The 16,236-nt window shown below is 34.8% G+C and carries 14 protein-coding genes; 6 read left to right on the top strand and 8 right to left on the bottom strand.

Annotated elements, in window-relative coordinates; translation table 11 throughout:
- Position 1 precedes the first annotated feature (1 nt).
- On the bottom strand, positions 2 to 952 hold the full coding sequence (locus tag AAEU33_RS01050) for a metallophosphatase (protein ID WP_345990551.1): 951 nt from the start codon (positions 950 to 952) through the stop codon (positions 2 to 4).
- Positions 952 to 1,707, bottom strand: coding sequence for a 5'-nucleotidase (locus tag AAEU33_RS01045; RefSeq protein ID WP_345990549.1), 756 nt, complete (start codon positions 1,705 to 1,707; stop codon positions 952 to 954). Before AAEU33_RS01045 ends, AAEU33_RS01050 begins: the two co-directional genes overlap by 1 nt.
- Positions 1,708 to 1,814: 107 nt before the next feature.
- Here AAEU33_RS01045 and dapA point away from each other — a divergent pair, with 107 nt between their 5' ends.
- From dapA to AAEU33_RS01025, 4 genes are all read left to right on the top strand, one after another.
- Positions 1,815 to 2,687 (top strand): 4-hydroxy-tetrahydrodipicolinate synthase, encoded by an 873-nt coding sequence (gene dapA / locus AAEU33_RS01040; RefSeq protein ID WP_345990547.1) that lies wholly within the window; start codon positions 1,815 to 1,817, stop codon positions 2,685 to 2,687.
- 106 nt (positions 2,688 to 2,793) lie between these two features.
- On the top strand, positions 2,794 to 3,300 hold the full coding sequence (locus AAEU33_RS01035; protein WP_273650764.1) for a GNAT family N-acetyltransferase: 507 nt from the start codon (positions 2,794 to 2,796) through the stop codon (positions 3,298 to 3,300).
- A gap of 291 nt (positions 3,301 to 3,591) precedes the next feature.
- Positions 3,592 to 4,173, top strand: a complete 582-nt coding sequence (locus tag AAEU33_RS01030) for a helix-turn-helix transcriptional regulator (RefSeq protein WP_172283835.1) — start codon at positions 3,592 to 3,594, stop codon at positions 4,171 to 4,173.
- Entirely contained in the window at positions 4,166 to 4,612 is a 447-nt protein-coding gene (locus tag AAEU33_RS01025; protein WP_172283837.1) for a response regulator, read from the top strand. Before AAEU33_RS01030 ends, AAEU33_RS01025 begins: the two co-directional genes overlap by 8 nt.
- Before the next feature lie 595 nt (positions 4,613 to 5,207).
- Here AAEU33_RS01025 and recG read toward each other — a convergent pair.
- The 6 genes from recG to AAEU33_RS00995 form a co-directional block, all read right to left on the bottom strand.
- Complete coding sequence (recG, locus tag AAEU33_RS01020; protein ID WP_345992721.1) at positions 5,208 to 7,325, bottom strand: ATP-dependent DNA helicase RecG; 2,118 nt, start codon at positions 7,323 to 7,325, stop codon at positions 5,208 to 5,210.
- A gap of 92 nt (positions 7,326 to 7,417) precedes the next feature.
- Complete coding sequence (locus tag AAEU33_RS01015; RefSeq protein ID WP_306614470.1) at positions 7,418 to 7,951, bottom strand: thioredoxin fold domain-containing protein; 534 nt, start codon at positions 7,949 to 7,951, stop codon at positions 7,418 to 7,420.
- A 45-nt stretch (positions 7,952 to 7,996) separates the two neighbouring features.
- A complete protein-coding gene (locus tag AAEU33_RS01010) occupies positions 7,997 to 9,469 on the bottom strand; it encodes a peptide MFS transporter (RefSeq protein WP_273650767.1) in 1,473 nt (490 codons plus the stop codon).
- Positions 9,470 to 9,573: 104 nt separating this feature from the next.
- A complete protein-coding gene (locus tag AAEU33_RS01005; RefSeq protein ID WP_172283843.1) occupies positions 9,574 to 11,328 on the bottom strand; it encodes a peptide MFS transporter in 1,755 nt (584 codons plus the stop codon).
- 133 nt (positions 11,329 to 11,461) lie between these two features.
- Positions 11,462 to 13,117: a peptide MFS transporter gene (locus tag AAEU33_RS01000; protein ID WP_345990543.1), complete on the bottom strand. Its 1,656-nt coding sequence runs from the start codon at positions 13,115 to 13,117 to the stop codon at positions 11,462 to 11,464.
- Positions 13,118 to 13,263: 146 nt separating this feature from the next.
- A complete protein-coding gene (locus AAEU33_RS00995) occupies positions 13,264 to 15,393 on the bottom strand; it encodes a S9 family peptidase (RefSeq protein WP_345990541.1) in 2,130 nt (709 codons plus the stop codon).
- Positions 15,394 to 15,513: 120 nt separating this feature from the next.
- Here AAEU33_RS00995 and AAEU33_RS00990 point away from each other — a divergent pair, with 120 nt between their 5' ends.
- Together AAEU33_RS00990 and AAEU33_RS00985 are read left to right on the top strand one after the other, a co-directional pair.
- Complete coding sequence (locus AAEU33_RS00990) at positions 15,514 to 15,987, top strand: hypothetical protein (protein WP_345990539.1); 474 nt, start codon at positions 15,514 to 15,516, stop codon at positions 15,985 to 15,987.
- Positions 15,988 to 15,999: 12 nt separating this feature from the next.
- On the top strand, positions 16,000 to 16,185 hold the full coding sequence (locus AAEU33_RS00985; protein WP_172283850.1) for a DUF6496 domain-containing protein: 186 nt from the start codon (positions 16,000 to 16,002) through the stop codon (positions 16,183 to 16,185).
- The last annotated feature ends 51 nt before the right edge of the window (positions 16,186 to 16,236 follow it).

The raw sequence follows: 16,236 nt of genomic DNA, 5'->3' as shown, positions 1-16,236 counted from the left end.
ATTATGCTATTATACTGCTATCTATTACCTGATTATTCCAGGAGATATGTTGTACGTTTTTGTTATTGTCAAAGTGGAAATCTATTCTGCCTAAAAGAAGTCCTGCCCATCCCACCTGATTTACCAGGACATTTTTTCCTTGACGGTTTTTAAAGGTTTGGGGTTCCGGTAAAAATGTATGGGTATGTCCTCCTAAAATCAGATCGATATTTTCTGTACTTGCAGCCAGTATCTTATCACTTACCTTATCGGGCTCTCCTTTGTAATCGTAGCCAATATGTGATAAGCAAATTACAAGATCACATTTTTGTTCATTTTTCAAAAAGTTTGAATAATGTTGTGCAACTTCAATCGGATTCGAATATACAGTTTCCTGATATTGTTTTTTTCCTACTAACCCCTCCAATTGAATGCCTAATCCGAAAATCCCTACTTTGATTCCGTTTTTATTGAAGATTTTATAGGGAGATGTTTTACCATCTAAAACTGTATTTTTAAAATCATAATTCGAGCAGATGAATGGAAACTGTGCATTAGGCAAAACATTCAGAAACCCCTGTAATCCATTATCAAAATCATGATTCCCCATGGTAGAAGCATCATATTTCATCATGGACATTAATTTGAATTCAAGTTCGCCGCCAAAGAAATTAAAGTATGGTGTTCCCTGGAATATATCTCCCGAGTCAAGAAGCAATACATTGTTTTCTTTACTTCTGATTTGCTGTATTAAACTTGCTCTTCTTGCAAAACCTCCCTGATTAGGATTTTTTGTATAACTTTCATCAAAAGGTTCTATTCTGCTGTGCTGATCATTGGTATGAAGAATAGTAAGTTTATTTGTTGAAGATAAGGTACTCAGTCCGAAATCTTCAGCCATCATCATATTGGGAGCTAAAGCCATTGCCATAGTCCCGCCACCAATTGTTTTTATAAATCTTTTTCTATCCATTATTTCTTACCGATAAAATTTAAACGAACATCTGTATTGGGAACAATCTGCGGGTTTTTCTTAAAACAATCAATAAAAAGATCTCTCATTTTAATTCCCGTAGAAATTGATTCCCCTTTTGCAAAGAAATTCATGTTATCACCTCCTAATGCTAAATAATCAGAAGTTGCAATATAATAATCCTGACTTGAATTAATGGTTTTTCCGTCAATTAAAGTTTTGGATGGTTTGCCGTTTTGAATTTCTATATACAAGTGAGAAACCGGATTATTGACCTCATTTTTTGCATAGTATTCGAACAAACCCTGCAAGTCGGATCCCTTCATTTTAACAATGACCACTTCATTTTCGAATGGCATCACTTCGTATACATTTTTGAGTAAAATATCACCCTTGCCAATGGCAGTGCGAATACCTCCTATATTGATGAGAGCAGCGTCAACATTCTTTTGCAGGTGTGACTTTGCCCATTCATTGGCTCCTTCAAAAGTATAATCAGCTAAAAGATTTCCCAGATTGCTGTTATCACCTTGTTTGGTAAGATCTGTGTTCGTATGGGAAATTTTTTGATTCATTTCCCGATCCAGTTTTTGTTTATAAGGTTCAATAACTTTTACAAAAGCCTCATCATTCTTCAGATCTTTATTAATGGAAATATTCTTTTGTGTTTCCACATTTGCTACCTGTAAAGGAATTGTTTTACAAGAAGTAAGCGAAACCAAGGCAATTCCCAGCAATAAGAATTTATTTTTCATAATTTCTTTTAGTATATGCAAATATAATTATATGTAGAATAAAACATTATTATTTATTATAAATTCTTAGTCGAAATTATTAAATTTGACAAAAATAATTCTAACAGATGAGCATTTTAAAAGGAGTAGGTGTGGCTTTGGTAACACCCTTTAATGAAGATTTATCCGTTGATTTTGATAGTTTAACAAAACTTGTTGAATATAACATTGAAAACGGAACCAGTTATTTAGTTGTTTTAGGAACTACAGCGGAAGCTGCAACACTTTCTGCAGAGGAGAAGAAACAGGTTACAGATCATATCATTAAGGTAAATAGTAAACGCCTTCCTTTGGTTCTGGGAATTGGAGGGAACAATACTCTTGAAGTAAAAAAACAAATTGAAGAAACGGATCTTTCATCATTTGAAGCAGTTTTATCAGTTTCTCCTTATTATAATAAACCTAATCAGGAGGGGCTTTATCAGCACTATAAAGCTCTGGCTTCTACAGGAAAAAAGATCATTATCTATAACGTGCCTTCCCGAACAGGACAAAATATAGAGGCAGATACTACGATTCGATTGGCTAAAGAATTTCCTAATTTATTCTTAATTAAGGAAGCCGCTCCAAACATTCTTCAATATTTCGATATTTTAAGAAAGAAGCCTGAAGGTTTTGCATTAGTATCGGGAGATGATGAATATGCATTGCCTGTAACTTTGGCAGGGGGTGAAGGAGTTATTTCCGTTATAGGACAAGCATATCCAAAAGAATTTTCTACTATGATTCAGTTAGCTTTGGATGGAAAAGTAAAAGAAGCTTATGAAATTCATAACAAACTTGTGGAAATCACAAGATTGATTTTTGCCGAAGGAAATCCATGTGGAATTAAAGTGATTTTGACAGAAAAAGGAATTATTAAAAATTATTTAAGACTTCCTCTCGTAGCAGCATCAGAAGGACTTTACGCGAAAATAAAAGCTGAAATGGCGAATATTTAAGATACGTAAGACGTTAAAAATAAATATGCGGTTACGTTATCTGTCAATAAATTAAATAACATAAAGTGAAAGGTTCGTGCCTTTCACTTTTTTTAATGATAAAATTATGGAATTAGTAAAAGCAACAGAAAATGACATTCCTTTAATTCAGGATTTAGCCAGAAGATCATGGGAAAATGCCTATGCAGAAATACTTTCGGCTGAACAGATGGAGTATATGTTGGGTACAATGTATTCTACAGAAGAGATTGCAGGGCATTTGCAGCACCCTCATTATCATTATTATCTTATTAAAGATGGAGAAAGTAACTCTTTTGAAGGATTTATAGGCTACGAAAATGCCTACGAAGATCAAACAACAAAACTCCACAGGATTTATTTGGTTCCCGAGAGTAAAGGAAAAGGATTTGGGAAAAAAGCACTCGCTTTTTTGGCAGACAAAACACTTGAAGCTGGAGATGGCAGAATAATCTTAAATGTAAATAAATTTAATGCCGCAAGACAATTTTACGAATCTCAAGGATACCGGATCTACGACGAAGGAGTATTTGATATCGGGAATGGTTTCGTGATGGACGATTATCTGATGGAATTTATAATTCACGAACAATAGACTTATAATTGTGTAACAATATCTGATAATTCTATAACGGGTGACTTGGTTATAATTGTGATATTTGCAAAGAACCAAATCACTTCAAAAATAATACGTTCATATACTTGGTTTTAAGCTGTATTGGCTTTTATCAGTATATTTTTTTCATCCTTAGTGTTTAAATTCCTGTATTCTTTAATGCAGGAGTTTTTTGCGTTTATGAAAATTATTTTAACTTTATTAACCTATTTCACATTTATATGAAATAAAAGTTTATATTTACAAAATAATTAACACACTTGTACTAGGATGAAAATGTATGTGAAATTTGATTTCAATGCTCTTTGTAAAAAAGTGTTGGATGAAAAGCTTAAAGAACAGGGTTTGAAATACCGTTTGCTGAATTTTGGAGAAGTTGAATTTTATGAAGCATTTACTCAGGAACAGCACAATAATTTCAAAAAGAATCTTGAAGATTATGGCATCGAAATTATCGAGAGCCAGAAGATTGCATTAGTCCAGAAAATAAAAGATGCAATCGTAGAATTGGTTTTCTCAAAAGATATTGTTGCTGTTAAAGCGTCTATTTACATTGCTGAAAAATTGAATCATAGCTACGGATATCTTTCCAATCTTTTTTCAGAAGTCGCGTACACATCTATAGAAAACTTTATTATTCTACAGAAGATAGAATATGCCAAGGAGCTGATTATTACAAATAAACTTAACCTTACGGAGATTGCACATAAGCTGAACTACTCCAGTGTTGCTCATCTCAGTACACAATTTAAAAATACAACGGGTATCACTCCTTCCCAGTTTCAGAAAATTATTATCAAAAGGAGAAAAGAGCAGACTGTGGCTGTTACTAATAAAATGCTTTATGAATAAAGAATATTTAAATACCATACTTGTTGACAATGACGAAGGCAATATTATTCTATTTAAAAGTATACTTAAAGATCTTAAAATAACAGTAAAGGTGCAGTCGTTTTCCAATGGTGAGGATTTGATGAAATATTTAAATAATGCGGAGGCTCTTATTCCGGAAGTGCTGCTGATGAACTACACCATTCCAAAAAAAGGGATGCTGGAATGTCTGGAAGAGATTAAAAAAGATGTGAGGTTGAACAGTATGGTCACAGGGGTATATTGTGATACATTGTCAGAAGAAGAAGTCGAAAGGATTTTTGTAAAAGGTGCAAATATTTATATAAAAAAACCAGATAATTATAAAGACCTGAAAAGGGTAATTTCCGAGGTAGTGACTCTAAATTGGCAATACCACACATCAGGACTCAATAAGGATAATCTTATCCTGAAAGTATGATAAACATTGATGTTTCTGGATTTTAATTCAGAAATAAAATAAGACATATTATACAATACTCACCAATAGGTGAAAATTTTATAACTATTAAATATAATAATATAAATAGTTATTAATAACAATTGATGAAATTTGTACAAGAAACGTGCTAACACAAATTAATCATAAAAGTAATTAATATAAATAATTATTTTTCAAATCTTGAAAGTAAAAAATGTTAATCACGATGTTAGTAAAACAAAATGGATTATTCAGTTCCAATGTTAAGCGTAGAAGATCTTTAAACAAAACGGTACAATCATGAAAACTCAAGCGTCGGGGGATATTATAGTCGTTTCTTTTAAAATCCTTTCGACAAACACAGTTAGTTTTTATAATAAGTAAGTTGGAAACATAATTCATTTTGTTTTTTCAAAATTTATTTAGTAGTGGCTTAAAATAAAAATGCAAATGCTATAAATATTTTCACTCCACATCAAATTACAGAATAATAAGCATTCTACTAAATAAATTTTTTACCACGAGAATAATTTCTTCTAAATAACAGTTTTATAAGGGGGCCGCGGAAAGATCTTTTTCTTTTTGCGGTTTTTTTTTATGATATTTTGCTCCATTTATTTTTCCCTTTATAGTATTTCAGATAGTAGTTTTTAATAATCTGATGTTCCGCAAGACCAAGCAGGGGATCTTTTTCAAGAATCTTTTCAACTGTTTTCTTTGTTGTTTTTATAATCCCGGAATCTTTTACCAGGTCAAGTCTTTTAAAATCTACAACGCCACTTTGCTGAGTACCTAAAATATCACCAGGTCCGCGTAATTGCATATCTACTTCTGAGATTTTAAATCCATCATTGGTTTCTGTCATTGTCCTGATGCGGGTTCTGCTTTCAGTTGATAGTTTATCTGAAGTCATGAGAATGCAATAGCTTTGTTCCGCCCCGCGGCCCACACGTCCTCTTAACTGATGGAGCTGTGACAAACCAAACCTCTCAGCGCTCTCTATAACCATTACTGAGGCATTGGGAACGTTTACACCCACTTCAATTACTGTCGTTGCAACCATAATTTCTGCTTTCCCGGATGCAAAATAATTCATGGCTGCGTCTTTTTCATCCGGCTTCATCCTTCCATGGAGCATACTCACATTATAATCCGGAAAAGAGTTCATAACATGATCCAAACCTTCCATTAAATTTTTATAATCTAAAGTTTCAGATTCTTCTATCAGCGGATATACAAAATAGACCTGTCTGCCTTTTTTTATTTCATCTCTACAGAAATTATAAACATAGGTTCTGTCTTTTTCTCTTCTATGAGCTGTTATAATCGGTTTTCTACCTACAGGCATTTCATCAATCACAGAAACATCCAAGTCCGAGTAAAAGCTCATAGCCAGAGTTCTCGGAATAGGAGTGGCTGTCATAACAAGAATGTGTGGCGGAATTTTGTTTTTTGCCCAAAGTTTTGCCCGCTGTGCAACACCAAACCGATGTTGCTCATCTATAATGGCCAGCCCAAGATTTTTAAACTTAACCTTATCCTCAAGTACAGCATGGGTGCCTACTAAAATTGACAGCTCTCCGTTTTCAAGCTCCTGATGAATGATTTTCCTTTCAGAAGCCTTTGTGGAACCGGTTAAAAGCCGGACATTAATATCTGTTTTTTCCAGCAATTCCTTTATTCCGTTATAATGCTGTTGGGCAAGGATTTCAGTAGGTGCCATTATGCAACTTTGAAAGCCGTTATCCATTGCAATAAGCATAGTAAGCAAAGCAACCATCGTTTTTCCTGAGCCTACATCTCCCTGAAGAAGCCTGTTCATCTGTATCGGTTTCTTCATATCTAAGCGTATTTCTTTTAAAACACGTTTTTGGGCATTGGTAAGCTCAAAAGGAAGATGGTTTTCATAAAAACCGGTAAAGTAGTCTCCCACAATAGGAAATGGATTGCCGAACGCCTGACTTTTATGATGAATTTTCTTTAAAACATAGCCTAGCTGAAAGAAAAATGATTCTTCAAATTTCAACCGGTGATCGGCCTTTTCAAAATATTCCATACTCTGTGGAAAATGGATATTTAAAAAAGTATGTTGCCTTGATAAGAATTTAAAGGATTTTATCAGGTAATCCGGCAGGTTTTCCTCAATAAGATTGGGGATCTCTTTGCAGATATTTCTGAGAATTGTTTGAAAATATTTTTGGTTTAAACCACGTTTTGTCAGCTTTTCAGAGCTTGGATAAATTGGTCTCAGGCGATTATCATTTTCTCTTTTTTCTTCAATTTCAATTTCCGGATGTGGCATTGAAAACTGATTATTAAAAAGATTGATCTTTCCGAAAATATAGACTTCCCTGTTGATGGGAAGCTGCTCTTTCAGCCATTTTGAATATTGGAACCATACAAGATCCATTGTTCCGGTTTCATCATTGAATTTAGCGGAGAGTCTTTTGGTTTTTCCGGTTTGAATTTCCTGAACATGGGTAATTTTTCCTTTTAGCTGAATCTCCAGATTGTTTTCCTGAAGATGAGAAATTTTATACACTTTATTTTTATCCAGATACCGGATAGGATAGAAGTTAAGCAAATCTTCCACAGTAGAAATTCCCAACACACTTTTAATGAGTTTAGCTTTTTCAGGACCGATTCCTTTAACGTATTCTATAGAGGTTTCTAGATTCAATTTTAGCTTGGATACAGGTTTCTGATCCGCGATAGTAAATGAAAAAATAAAAGTCCGAATTTCGGTAAAATAAAAAAAACTTCCAAAAAATTGGAAGCCTTAATTATTAATTTGGAAATCCCAAACTAGTTTTTTATTTTGGATTTAAACTTTTTCTGGTAATCTTCCCATTGTTCGCGCGTTTTAATTTTTTTATACATATCCTTTGAAATAAATTCCAGGTAAGGCTCTAGCTCTATAGCTGAAAGTTCACCCTGAAGAATAGTGATGGGTCCTCCTTTCTCATCCAGAAAAACAGTGCTTGGAACTGCAGCAACGTTCATATATTGTGTGAATTCATGGAGTGAATTTTTTCCTTTTTTGTGTTCAACGGTGTGATTGGAAAATGTTCTCCCGAAAATTTCAATATCTTTTTTCTCTTCTGCATTGAACTTCACCGGATAATAGTTTTCATTCAGGATCTGCTCAATCACAGGATGACCAAATGTTTTTTTGTCCATAATTTTGCATGGACCACACCAGTCGGCATAAAAATCAATAAGAATTTTTTTAGGATTTTGTTTCTGAGCCTTCAGGGCTTCTTCAATAGTCATCCATTTGACTTGTGCGAAGCTCAGGGTAAACAAAAACAAACTTATTATGCTTAGAATTTTTTTCATATAATTTTAAATTATTAATAAAATTAAGCATAATAAGCTTATATTTTATTTTACGTCTTGCATTAATTTTCTCACAAGCTTGGACATCAAAATTAATACCACACCAGCTATCAATGCATAGATTCCCAGAGTTTTATATCCGTCGGTATAAGCAATAAGTTTACTCATGTTGGTATTGCCGGTATTGGCCTCCGAAAAACTTGCTCCGATTTTACCGGCTGCAAACTGTCCGAATGCACTTGCCAGAAACCACAATCCCATCATCATTCCGAACATTTTCTTTGGTGATAGTTTTGTGATAATAGACATTCCGATCGGCCCCAAACATAATTCTCCGAAAGTAATGACCAGCCAGGTAAAGGTAAACAGATTAAGTGAAGATTTTCCATCAGCACCCGCAAAATATCTTAAACTATAAAATAAAAAGAATCCGGCTGCAAGGAATAAAAATCCAATCCCGAATTTGTTGATGGTATTAGGCTCTAATTTTCTTTTATTTAAACCAATCCATGCCAGCCCGATCAATGGACTGAAAATGATAATGAAAAATGAATTGGCACTATTATTAATAACATTAGGATCCATACCAAAGCCTAAAAGCTTATGTACAAGATTATCTTTTGCAAATAAAGATAATGAACCTCCGCTTTGCTCATAAATAGAGTTGAACACAAAGTACATGAAGATGAATATGAATGCGGCAACAAGCTTTTTCTGATAAGGTGTGGTTTGTTTTAATGTTTCTATGATAAAATATCCGACCGCAACAATTCCTATCAGGTACATAAAATAATCGGTATAATCCGTATTCTTGACCATGATAAAAATAAGCGGCATACTTAGCAACGCTCCGATATAAACCAACACTTCACGAGTCGTTCTTTTGGATTGTGGAAGAGCCTGTAATGGAGAATCTCCGATAGGGCCTAAGGTTTTCTTTGTCGCAAAAAATGTAATCAAGCCTAAAATCATTACAACGGCAGCTGCAAGGAAACACCATGACCATGAATAATATTTCCCCAGATAAACACATAAGCCACCCCCAAGTAACCCACCAATATTAATACCTGCATAAAATAATCCATATCCTGCATCCCTTCTTGGGTCATCCTCCTTGTAAAGTTCTCCTACCATCGAAGAAATATTAGGTTTGAAAAAACCGGTACCAATGATTGAACAGGTAATTCCGAAATAAAAGAAATCATGGGGCGAAAAGGCAATAATAAGATTACCAATGGACATGATAAGTCCGCCAAAAACCAATGATCTTTTAAATCCCAGGATCTTGTCTGCAAAAATTCCCCCGATAAAGGTGAATGCATAAATGAAGGCCTGTATTGCTCCATATTGTAAATTGGCTTTATCTTCCAATAAGCCCAATTGGTCCACCATAAAAATGGTAAGAACTCCGCGCATCCCGTAAAAACAAAAACGCTCCCACATTTCTACTGTGAATAGCGTCCAAAGCTGTTTAGGATACTTGCCTTTAAAATCTTGTATTTCTTCTAATGTATACATAGTAAATGAAAATAAACGAAAAGCTGTTTCATTTTGAAACGGCGTGCTAATTTATAAAAAAACCTCTGACAAAGCAGAGGTTTTATAGTATTTTATTAATGCAACTACTTTACACCGTGCATCATTTTCTTTAAAATAGGTGAAATTAAACCTAAAATTACCGCAGCAATACCGCAAAGTACTACGAATACCATGAAGAATTGAAACAGATTGTGAATTTCAAATCCGGCAAATGTAGGATTGTGTAATGGGAGCTGGGCTTTATCAAAAGCAGCTATTTGATCAGCTGTTAAAGTTACTTTTTTATCTAAAACATCCTGAAGGTTTACTCCGATTTCCTCCGCTTTTTTAAATTTATCACCTGTTGCAGGAATAAGAGCTCCTAACGAACCTGCTAAAGCATAACCTGCTGCATTGGAGATAAAGAAAACCCCGTATAGTAATGAAGCGAATCTTTTTGGAGCTAACTTACCTACTAGTGATAAACCAATAGGAGAAAGGCAAAGCTCACCGCATGTCTGAATGAAATACAATAGCATCAACCATTTGATTGCTAACAAACCTGAGCTTCCAAGATCTTTTACATTGTGGGCAATGATGAAATAAGAAAGCGCAATTAATGCCAATCCCATAGCTTGCTTGAACGGAGATACAGGTTCTTTTCCTTTGGCTCTTAATTTGTCCCAGATCAAACTGAACGGAACGGCAAGTATAACAACAAAGATCCCGTTGAAGATCTGAACCATGGAAGGAGGCATATTCCAGCCTAAAATATTCCTGTCTGTCTGGTTATCCGCAATGAACGTCAGGGAAGAACCTGCCTGCTCAAAAGCGGCCCAGAAGAAAATAATAAAAAATGATACGATATAAATTACCCAGATTCTCTGTCTTTCCACTTTATTTTCAGCAGAAGTCATAATCAGGAATGCTAAAGCGATACCTGCCGCATAGATGAAAGGATAGATAATTCCTTTGATAAGTTGTCCCATCTCTACTGAATTGAATCCAAATTCTCCTACAAGAAGATATCTGAAAGCAAAAAATAAAACGACAAATATAAGCCCCGTTATTCCTAATGACGGACCTGAGAATTTAGCCGTTTGGGTTTCCCCTTCTTCAAAATCTGCACTTGTATTATGTTTTGGTAATCCTCCGATAGGTCTTCCTTCCGGAGTCACCACATATTTGTTTTTAAGGATGAAGAATGTTACAGTTCCGATAATCATGGCAATAGAAGCTGCAAGGAATCCCCATTTGAAGGCGAAAATATCTCTTACCCCTGTTGCTGCATCTTTAACATCCCCAACGTATGGACAGATAAATTGCCCAAGGAATGCGCCGATATTGATTCCCATGTAGAAAATAGTAAAGGCAGAGTCCAGCTTTGATTTTTCCTGCTTAGGATAAAGGCTTCCAACCATTGAGGAGATATTCGGTTTAAAGAAACCGTTACCAAAAATGATAATGAACAAGGCAAGCCACATGATAAGCTTAGCACTTCCGATATCAGCAGAAAAAGTGGAGGCACTTATGAACAGTAAAAACTGACCGATGGCCATTAAGGATCCACCAATAATAATGGCGTATCTGTTACCAATATATTTATCAGCAATAAATCCTCCTAAAAGAGGTGTTAAATAACACAAAGCTAAAAATCCACCGTAAATGATCGCTGCATCAGCTTCTTTTATCAATAGGGAGTTTACCATAAAGAGCGTTAAAAGTGCTCTCATCCCATAAAAGTTGAAACGCTCCCACATTTCTGTTCCGAAAAGAACCCATAATCCTTTGGGATGTCTGGAGCTCTTATTCTCTACAAGTTCATCCGGTTTCGGACTTAATGCTTCAATATTATCCATTCTTATTGTTAATTTTTGTTAAGACTAGCAAATATAGTTTTTTTTGAGTTTTTGGCAAGATTTTAATTTTATATTTAAATAAAAAAGCTGTAGATCAATTCTACAGCTTTTATTATCTATTAAAAAGGGTTAATTAATGCCCTTTTTCTTTCATGATCCTGTTTAACCTTTTAAGCATTGAAAGCCCTAAAAGCGTAGCAAAAATCAATAAAGCAAAGTTAACCAGGAAATAATTCATCTTGTTATCATAGCTGTACCACGTACTTGCCAATATTCCTGATAACTTATTTCCGACTGAATTGGCAAGGAAAAAACCACCCATCATCAATGCTGTAATTCTTGCAGGAGAAAGCTTAGAAACAAAAGAAAGTCCCATTGGGGAAAGGCAGAGTTCTCCTACTGTAATCACTCCATAACCGGCAACAAGCCACCATGGAGAAACTTTTACAGCTCCGTTATCTCCGGCCATTACTGCCAATACCATTACCAGGCAGGATAATGCGGAGATGAATAAGCCTAAAACAATTTTTGTAGGAGTAAGCGGCTCTTTTCCTTTTCTTCGTAATATTGCCCAAAATCCTACGATCAGAGGGGTTAAAGCAATAACCCAGAAAGGGTTTATGGATTGAAATAATTCAGTGTTGTATAAATAAACCTTATTTTTTGGATTTTTCTCTAATTCAGCACGTTGTTCAGAAGATATATTTTTAAAATAAACATCTTTCCCCTGCACTTTAATTGTATTTCCGTCTTTATCTTTCTGTGACTGGAATTGATTGTCATAAACAGGAACTTCTTTGTCCTCATAACTTTTACCATCTACCATATAGATATTCTCTAAAGGTTTTTCTATGGCTGCGGGAACACATCGATCGGTATAATAATTCGCCCATCTTGTTAAAGCGGTTCCGTTCTGTTTAAAAACTGCCCAGAAAAACATACTGATCATAAAAACAGATAATAATGCTCCGATAGCCGTTTTTTCTTCCGGTTTTGCTTTAAAATAAAGTGATCCATAAAAATAGATGACAGGAATACATGCAAAAATAAATGCATCGGTACTATCGCTTCCAAATATATTACCCGGAATAAACCATCCGATGGCTCCGGCAATAATAGCCGGTAAAAAAACCTTTATTAAGATTTCCGAAAGCTTAGTATCTCCTTCCTGAACTGGTTTCATCTGAGCTGCGTGGATATAGTGCTTCCTCCCAATGGTAAAAATAACCATACCGATAAGCATTCCTACTCCGGCCGTAATGAAAGCTTCACCCCAACCAAATTTGTTACGCATGAAAGCAGCAATAATATTGCAGATAAATGCTCCTATGTTGATCCCCATATAGAAAATATTGTAACCAGAGTCCTTATTGGCTTTATAAGGTTCTTCAGAATACAGATTTCCGAGAAGGGTAGAAATGGTTGGTTTAAAAAAACCGTTTCCGATGATAATAAGTGCCAGAGAAGTGTAGAATAAAGGGAGATCCTTGAAAACACCCATTCCTATATATCCAGCAGCCATCAGAATTCCTCCCAGATAAATAGATTTGATATATCCCAAAACCCTGTCTGCCAAGAAACCTCCAATAAACGGGGTTAGATAGGTAAGTGCAATATAGGTCCCGAAAATATCGTCAGCGGTTTTGTCCGGTAATCCCAGACCTCCTTTTAAACCGGTAGGTTCAATAACATACAAAACAAAAATTCCGAGAATCAAGTAGTACCCGAACCTTTCCCACATTTCGGTAAAAAATAGAAAAGGCAGGCCTTTAGGATGTTTAGTCTTCATCTATACAAATTTCAAATTTCCCAAAAATAAGTTTTTAATTTTAATTGATAAAATAAATTACTCTTTAGAAAAACGATAAATGAAATGAATATTAAAAAACCTTCTAACGTAAATCAGAAGGTTTAATAAATATTTTTAACGATGGATTATAAATTATTAAGGATAAAATCCGTCATTTTTTGATAGAGCTGAGGTCTTGTTTGTCCGCCATTAATTCCGTGGTTTTTATCAGGATATGCCATGAAATCAAATTGCTTTTTGTTTTGGATCAAGGCCTCCGAGAATTCCATAGAATTCTGAAAATGTACATTATCATCGGCAGTACCATGGATTAGTAGAAATTTACCTTTGAGCAGTTTAGAGTATTCTGTTGGAGAATTTTTATCATAACCGTCAGCATTTTCCTGTGGAGTTCTCATGAATCTTTCCGTATAAACAGAATCATAATACCTCCAGTTGGTAACCGGAGCAACAGCAATTCCTGCTTTGAAGACGTCGGCTCCTTTTGTCATAGCCAAACTTGTCATATATCCACCAAAGCTCCATCCGAACATTCCGATTCTGCTTTTATCAATATAAGATTGATTTCCAAACCATTTCGCAGCGGTAATCTGGTCTTCAATTTCATATTTTCCGAGGTTCATATATGTTACCTTTTTATATTGAGCTCCCTTGTAACCAGTACCACGTCCGTCTACACACGCTACAATATATCCTTTCTGAACCAAATGATTGAACCACAAAGTATTTCCTTGATCCCAAGAATTAGAAACCTGCTGAGAACCAGGCCCGGAGTATTGGAACATAAATAAAGGATATTTTTTATTCGGATCAAAGTTTTTAGGTTTTATGATCCATGCATTCATCTGATCACCTGCATTATTTGGAATGGTAATGAATTCCTTCACGGCAAAATTATCTGCTTGTAATTTTTGAAGCTGGTCGTTATTGTTCTGAAGCTCTTTTACTATTTTACCATTGCCGTCCTTAAGTACAAAACTATAAGGCTTTGAAACAGAGGAGGAGGTTTCAATGAAATAATTATAGTTTTTGCTGAAATTAGCAGAGTTATTCCCTTCTGTATTGGAGATCAGCTGTGATTTCCCATTCTGAATATTGATTTTGGATATTACCTTGTTAATACTACCTTTTTCTGTGGTTTGAACATAGATTTCTTTAGATTTTGGATTGTAACCATAATAATCAGTTACCTCCCAGTTTCCTTTTGTAACCTGCTTCTTCAGTTTACCATCTTTGTCATACCAATATAGATGACGGTGCCCGTCTCTTTCTGACCCCCAAAGGAAAGAATCATCCTCCAGGAATTCCAATGTTGGACTGTCTGTATCAATCCACTTATCATCTGTTTCTGTAAATAATTTTTGAACAGCACCGGTTTTTGTATTAACTTTTAAAACATCAGAAGCGTTTTGTATTCTTTCTGAAGTAATCAAAACCATTTCGTCAGGTTTTGCTGTCTGAAATACATTGGGAATATAATAATTCTTGAAGGATCCAAGATTTAATGGCATTGTTTTTCCTGAATCAAGACGGTATAATTGAGCTGATACAACAGAATTCTTTTCTCCGGCTTTTGGATATTTATAACGCATTTCTGTCGGATAAAGAGTTTTACCATAAATAGGAATATAAATTTCCGGAACCTGGCTTTCATCTGATTTTATGAAAACAATGGCATCCGAATTTTTGGTCCATTCATACTGTCTTGCATGTCCGAATTCTTCTTCATATACCCAGTCAGCAAGTCCATTGATAATTGAGTTTTTCTTTCCGTCCGTCGTTATCTGATTGATCTTTCCGGAATTCAGATCCTGAAAAAACAGGTTATTGTCTGCAATAAATGCCAGTTTAGATGCATCCGGTGAAAACCTGGGCTCCTGAACGGGTTTCCCTTCATTAACAGAAATGATTTTCCCTGATTTAAGGTCTTTAACTTCAAATTTCCCTAAAAACGAATGTCTATAAATAGGCTGTCTTTCTTTAAGCAAAAGAATTTTGGATTCATCATCGGAAAACTCATAGCTTTCAAACTGCCCGTCTACTATATTACCTTCTCTTTGAGAATTTTTATAAGAATATTTTGCGATACCGCCTTGCTCAATAACCAAGTAGTTTTCTCCGTTTTTCATGGAAGTAATTCCGGCAATGCCTTTCCCACGGTAATATCCTGAATATATTTTATCTAATGTGATTTCTTGTGCAGATAGATTTTGAAGAGCTATGGCAACACCAAGACTTAATAGGATTTTTTTCATTTCTAATTTTAAACAGATTCAAAGATAATAATTTTATCAAACGCACAAAAAAGCTTTTTAATATAAGGCTTTGGCAAAAAAATTGAATGTATTATTACAAATCAAGCTAAAATAATAATTATGGAAACGAATGCATTCAATCAGAAATTAAATCGTTACGTTTTGAATGATCAAATAGTGTATACGGGTTTTTCGAGCTTTAAAGATGCTGAAGCATGTGCACGGAAAAAGGGCGGAACTTTAGTGGAAGTAAGCTTTAAAGATGGAAATGATAATCCGCAGATTTCAGATGAAGCAGGGCTTATTGAAAAAAAATTACATTATTATGTATATGCAGGTGATGAATATAAATTTATCCATTCCTCAGATCCGGGATTCAGAAAATACGCAGACGATCTGCAGAAAATAAAAGCTAAGATGCGTCAGGATGCTCCTGACGAAAGATATTTAGCCAATTTTGAAATTGAAAATGCAGAAGATCCGATTATTGTGATCAAAAATGATCGTTTAGAATCGGTTACTTCAAGAGAGCGTTCAAAATATTTGAAACACGCTGAAGTTTATGAAATAGGGGTATCCCTGCCAAAATCTTAAAAAAATAGCATCATGAGCAAGACAAAATATTCAGATAAAGCTCAGGAAAAAGTAGGAAAAGTAATGCACGAATTCAAAGAGGGTAAATTAAAATCTTCTTCTGGAAAAAAAGTGACAAGTAAGAAACAAGCTGTTGCAATCGGAATTTCTGAGGCAAGAGAGAAAGGCTTGAAAGTTCCTAAAAAGAAAAAAGACTAACTTAAAATAAAAGCTGCCGGAGAATTTTCCGGCAGCTTTTATTTAATATAG

Source organism: Chryseobacterium sp. Chry.R1 (assembly GCF_039645525.1).
GTDB classification, from domain to species: domain Bacteria; phylum Bacteroidota; class Bacteroidia; order Flavobacteriales; family Weeksellaceae; genus Chryseobacterium; species Chryseobacterium proteolyticum.
Note: the sequence above shows the minus strand (reverse complement) of the source record. Positions and strands in the feature narration are given on the sequence as shown.

Bases quoted from the DNA above. Each gene is read 5' to 3' on its own strand.
- AAEU33_RS00995 (WP_345990541.1), bottom strand. From the start codon at position 15,393: ATGAAAAAAATCCTATTAAGTCTTGGTGTTGCCATAGCTCTTCAAAAT.
- AAEU33_RS01030 (WP_172283835.1), top strand. From the start codon at position 3,592: ATGAAAATGTATGTGAAATTTGATTTCAATGCTCTTTGTAAAAAAGTG.
- AAEU33_RS01005 (WP_172283843.1), bottom strand. From the start codon at position 11,328: ATGGATAATATTGAAGCATTAAGTCCGAAACCGGATGAACTTGTAGAG.
- AAEU33_RS01010 (WP_273650767.1), bottom strand. From the start codon at position 9,469: ATGTATACATTAGAAGAAATACAAGATTTTAAAGGCAAGTATCCTAAA.
- AAEU33_RS01025 (WP_172283837.1), top strand. From the start codon at position 4,166: ATGAATAAAGAATATTTAAATACCATACTTGTTGACAATGACGAAGGC.
- AAEU33_RS01050 (WP_345990551.1), bottom strand. From the start codon at position 952: ATGGATAGAAAAAGATTTATAAAAACAATTGGTGGCGGGACTATGGCA.
- AAEU33_RS01045 (WP_345990549.1), bottom strand. From the start codon at position 1,707: ATGAAAAATAAATTCTTATTGCTGGGAATTGCCTTGGTTTCGCTTACT.
- AAEU33_RS00985 (WP_172283850.1), top strand. From the start codon at position 16,000: ATGAGCAAGACAAAATATTCAGATAAAGCTCAGGAAAAAGTAGGAAAA.
- AAEU33_RS01035 (WP_273650764.1), top strand. From the start codon at position 2,794: ATGGAATTAGTAAAAGCAACAGAAAATGACATTCCTTTAATTCAGGAT.
- dapA (WP_345990547.1), top strand. From the start codon at position 1,815: ATGAGCATTTTAAAAGGAGTAGGTGTGGCTTTGGTAACACCCTTTAAT.
- AAEU33_RS00990 (WP_345990539.1), top strand. From the start codon at position 15,514: ATGGAAACGAATGCATTCAATCAGAAATTAAATCGTTACGTTTTGAAT.
- AAEU33_RS01000 (WP_345990543.1), bottom strand. From the start codon at position 13,117: ATGAAGACTAAACATCCTAAAGGCCTGCCTTTTCTATTTTTTACCGAA.
- AAEU33_RS01015 (WP_306614470.1), bottom strand. From the start codon at position 7,951: ATGAAAAAAATTCTAAGCATAATAAGTTTGTTTTTGTTTACCCTGAGC.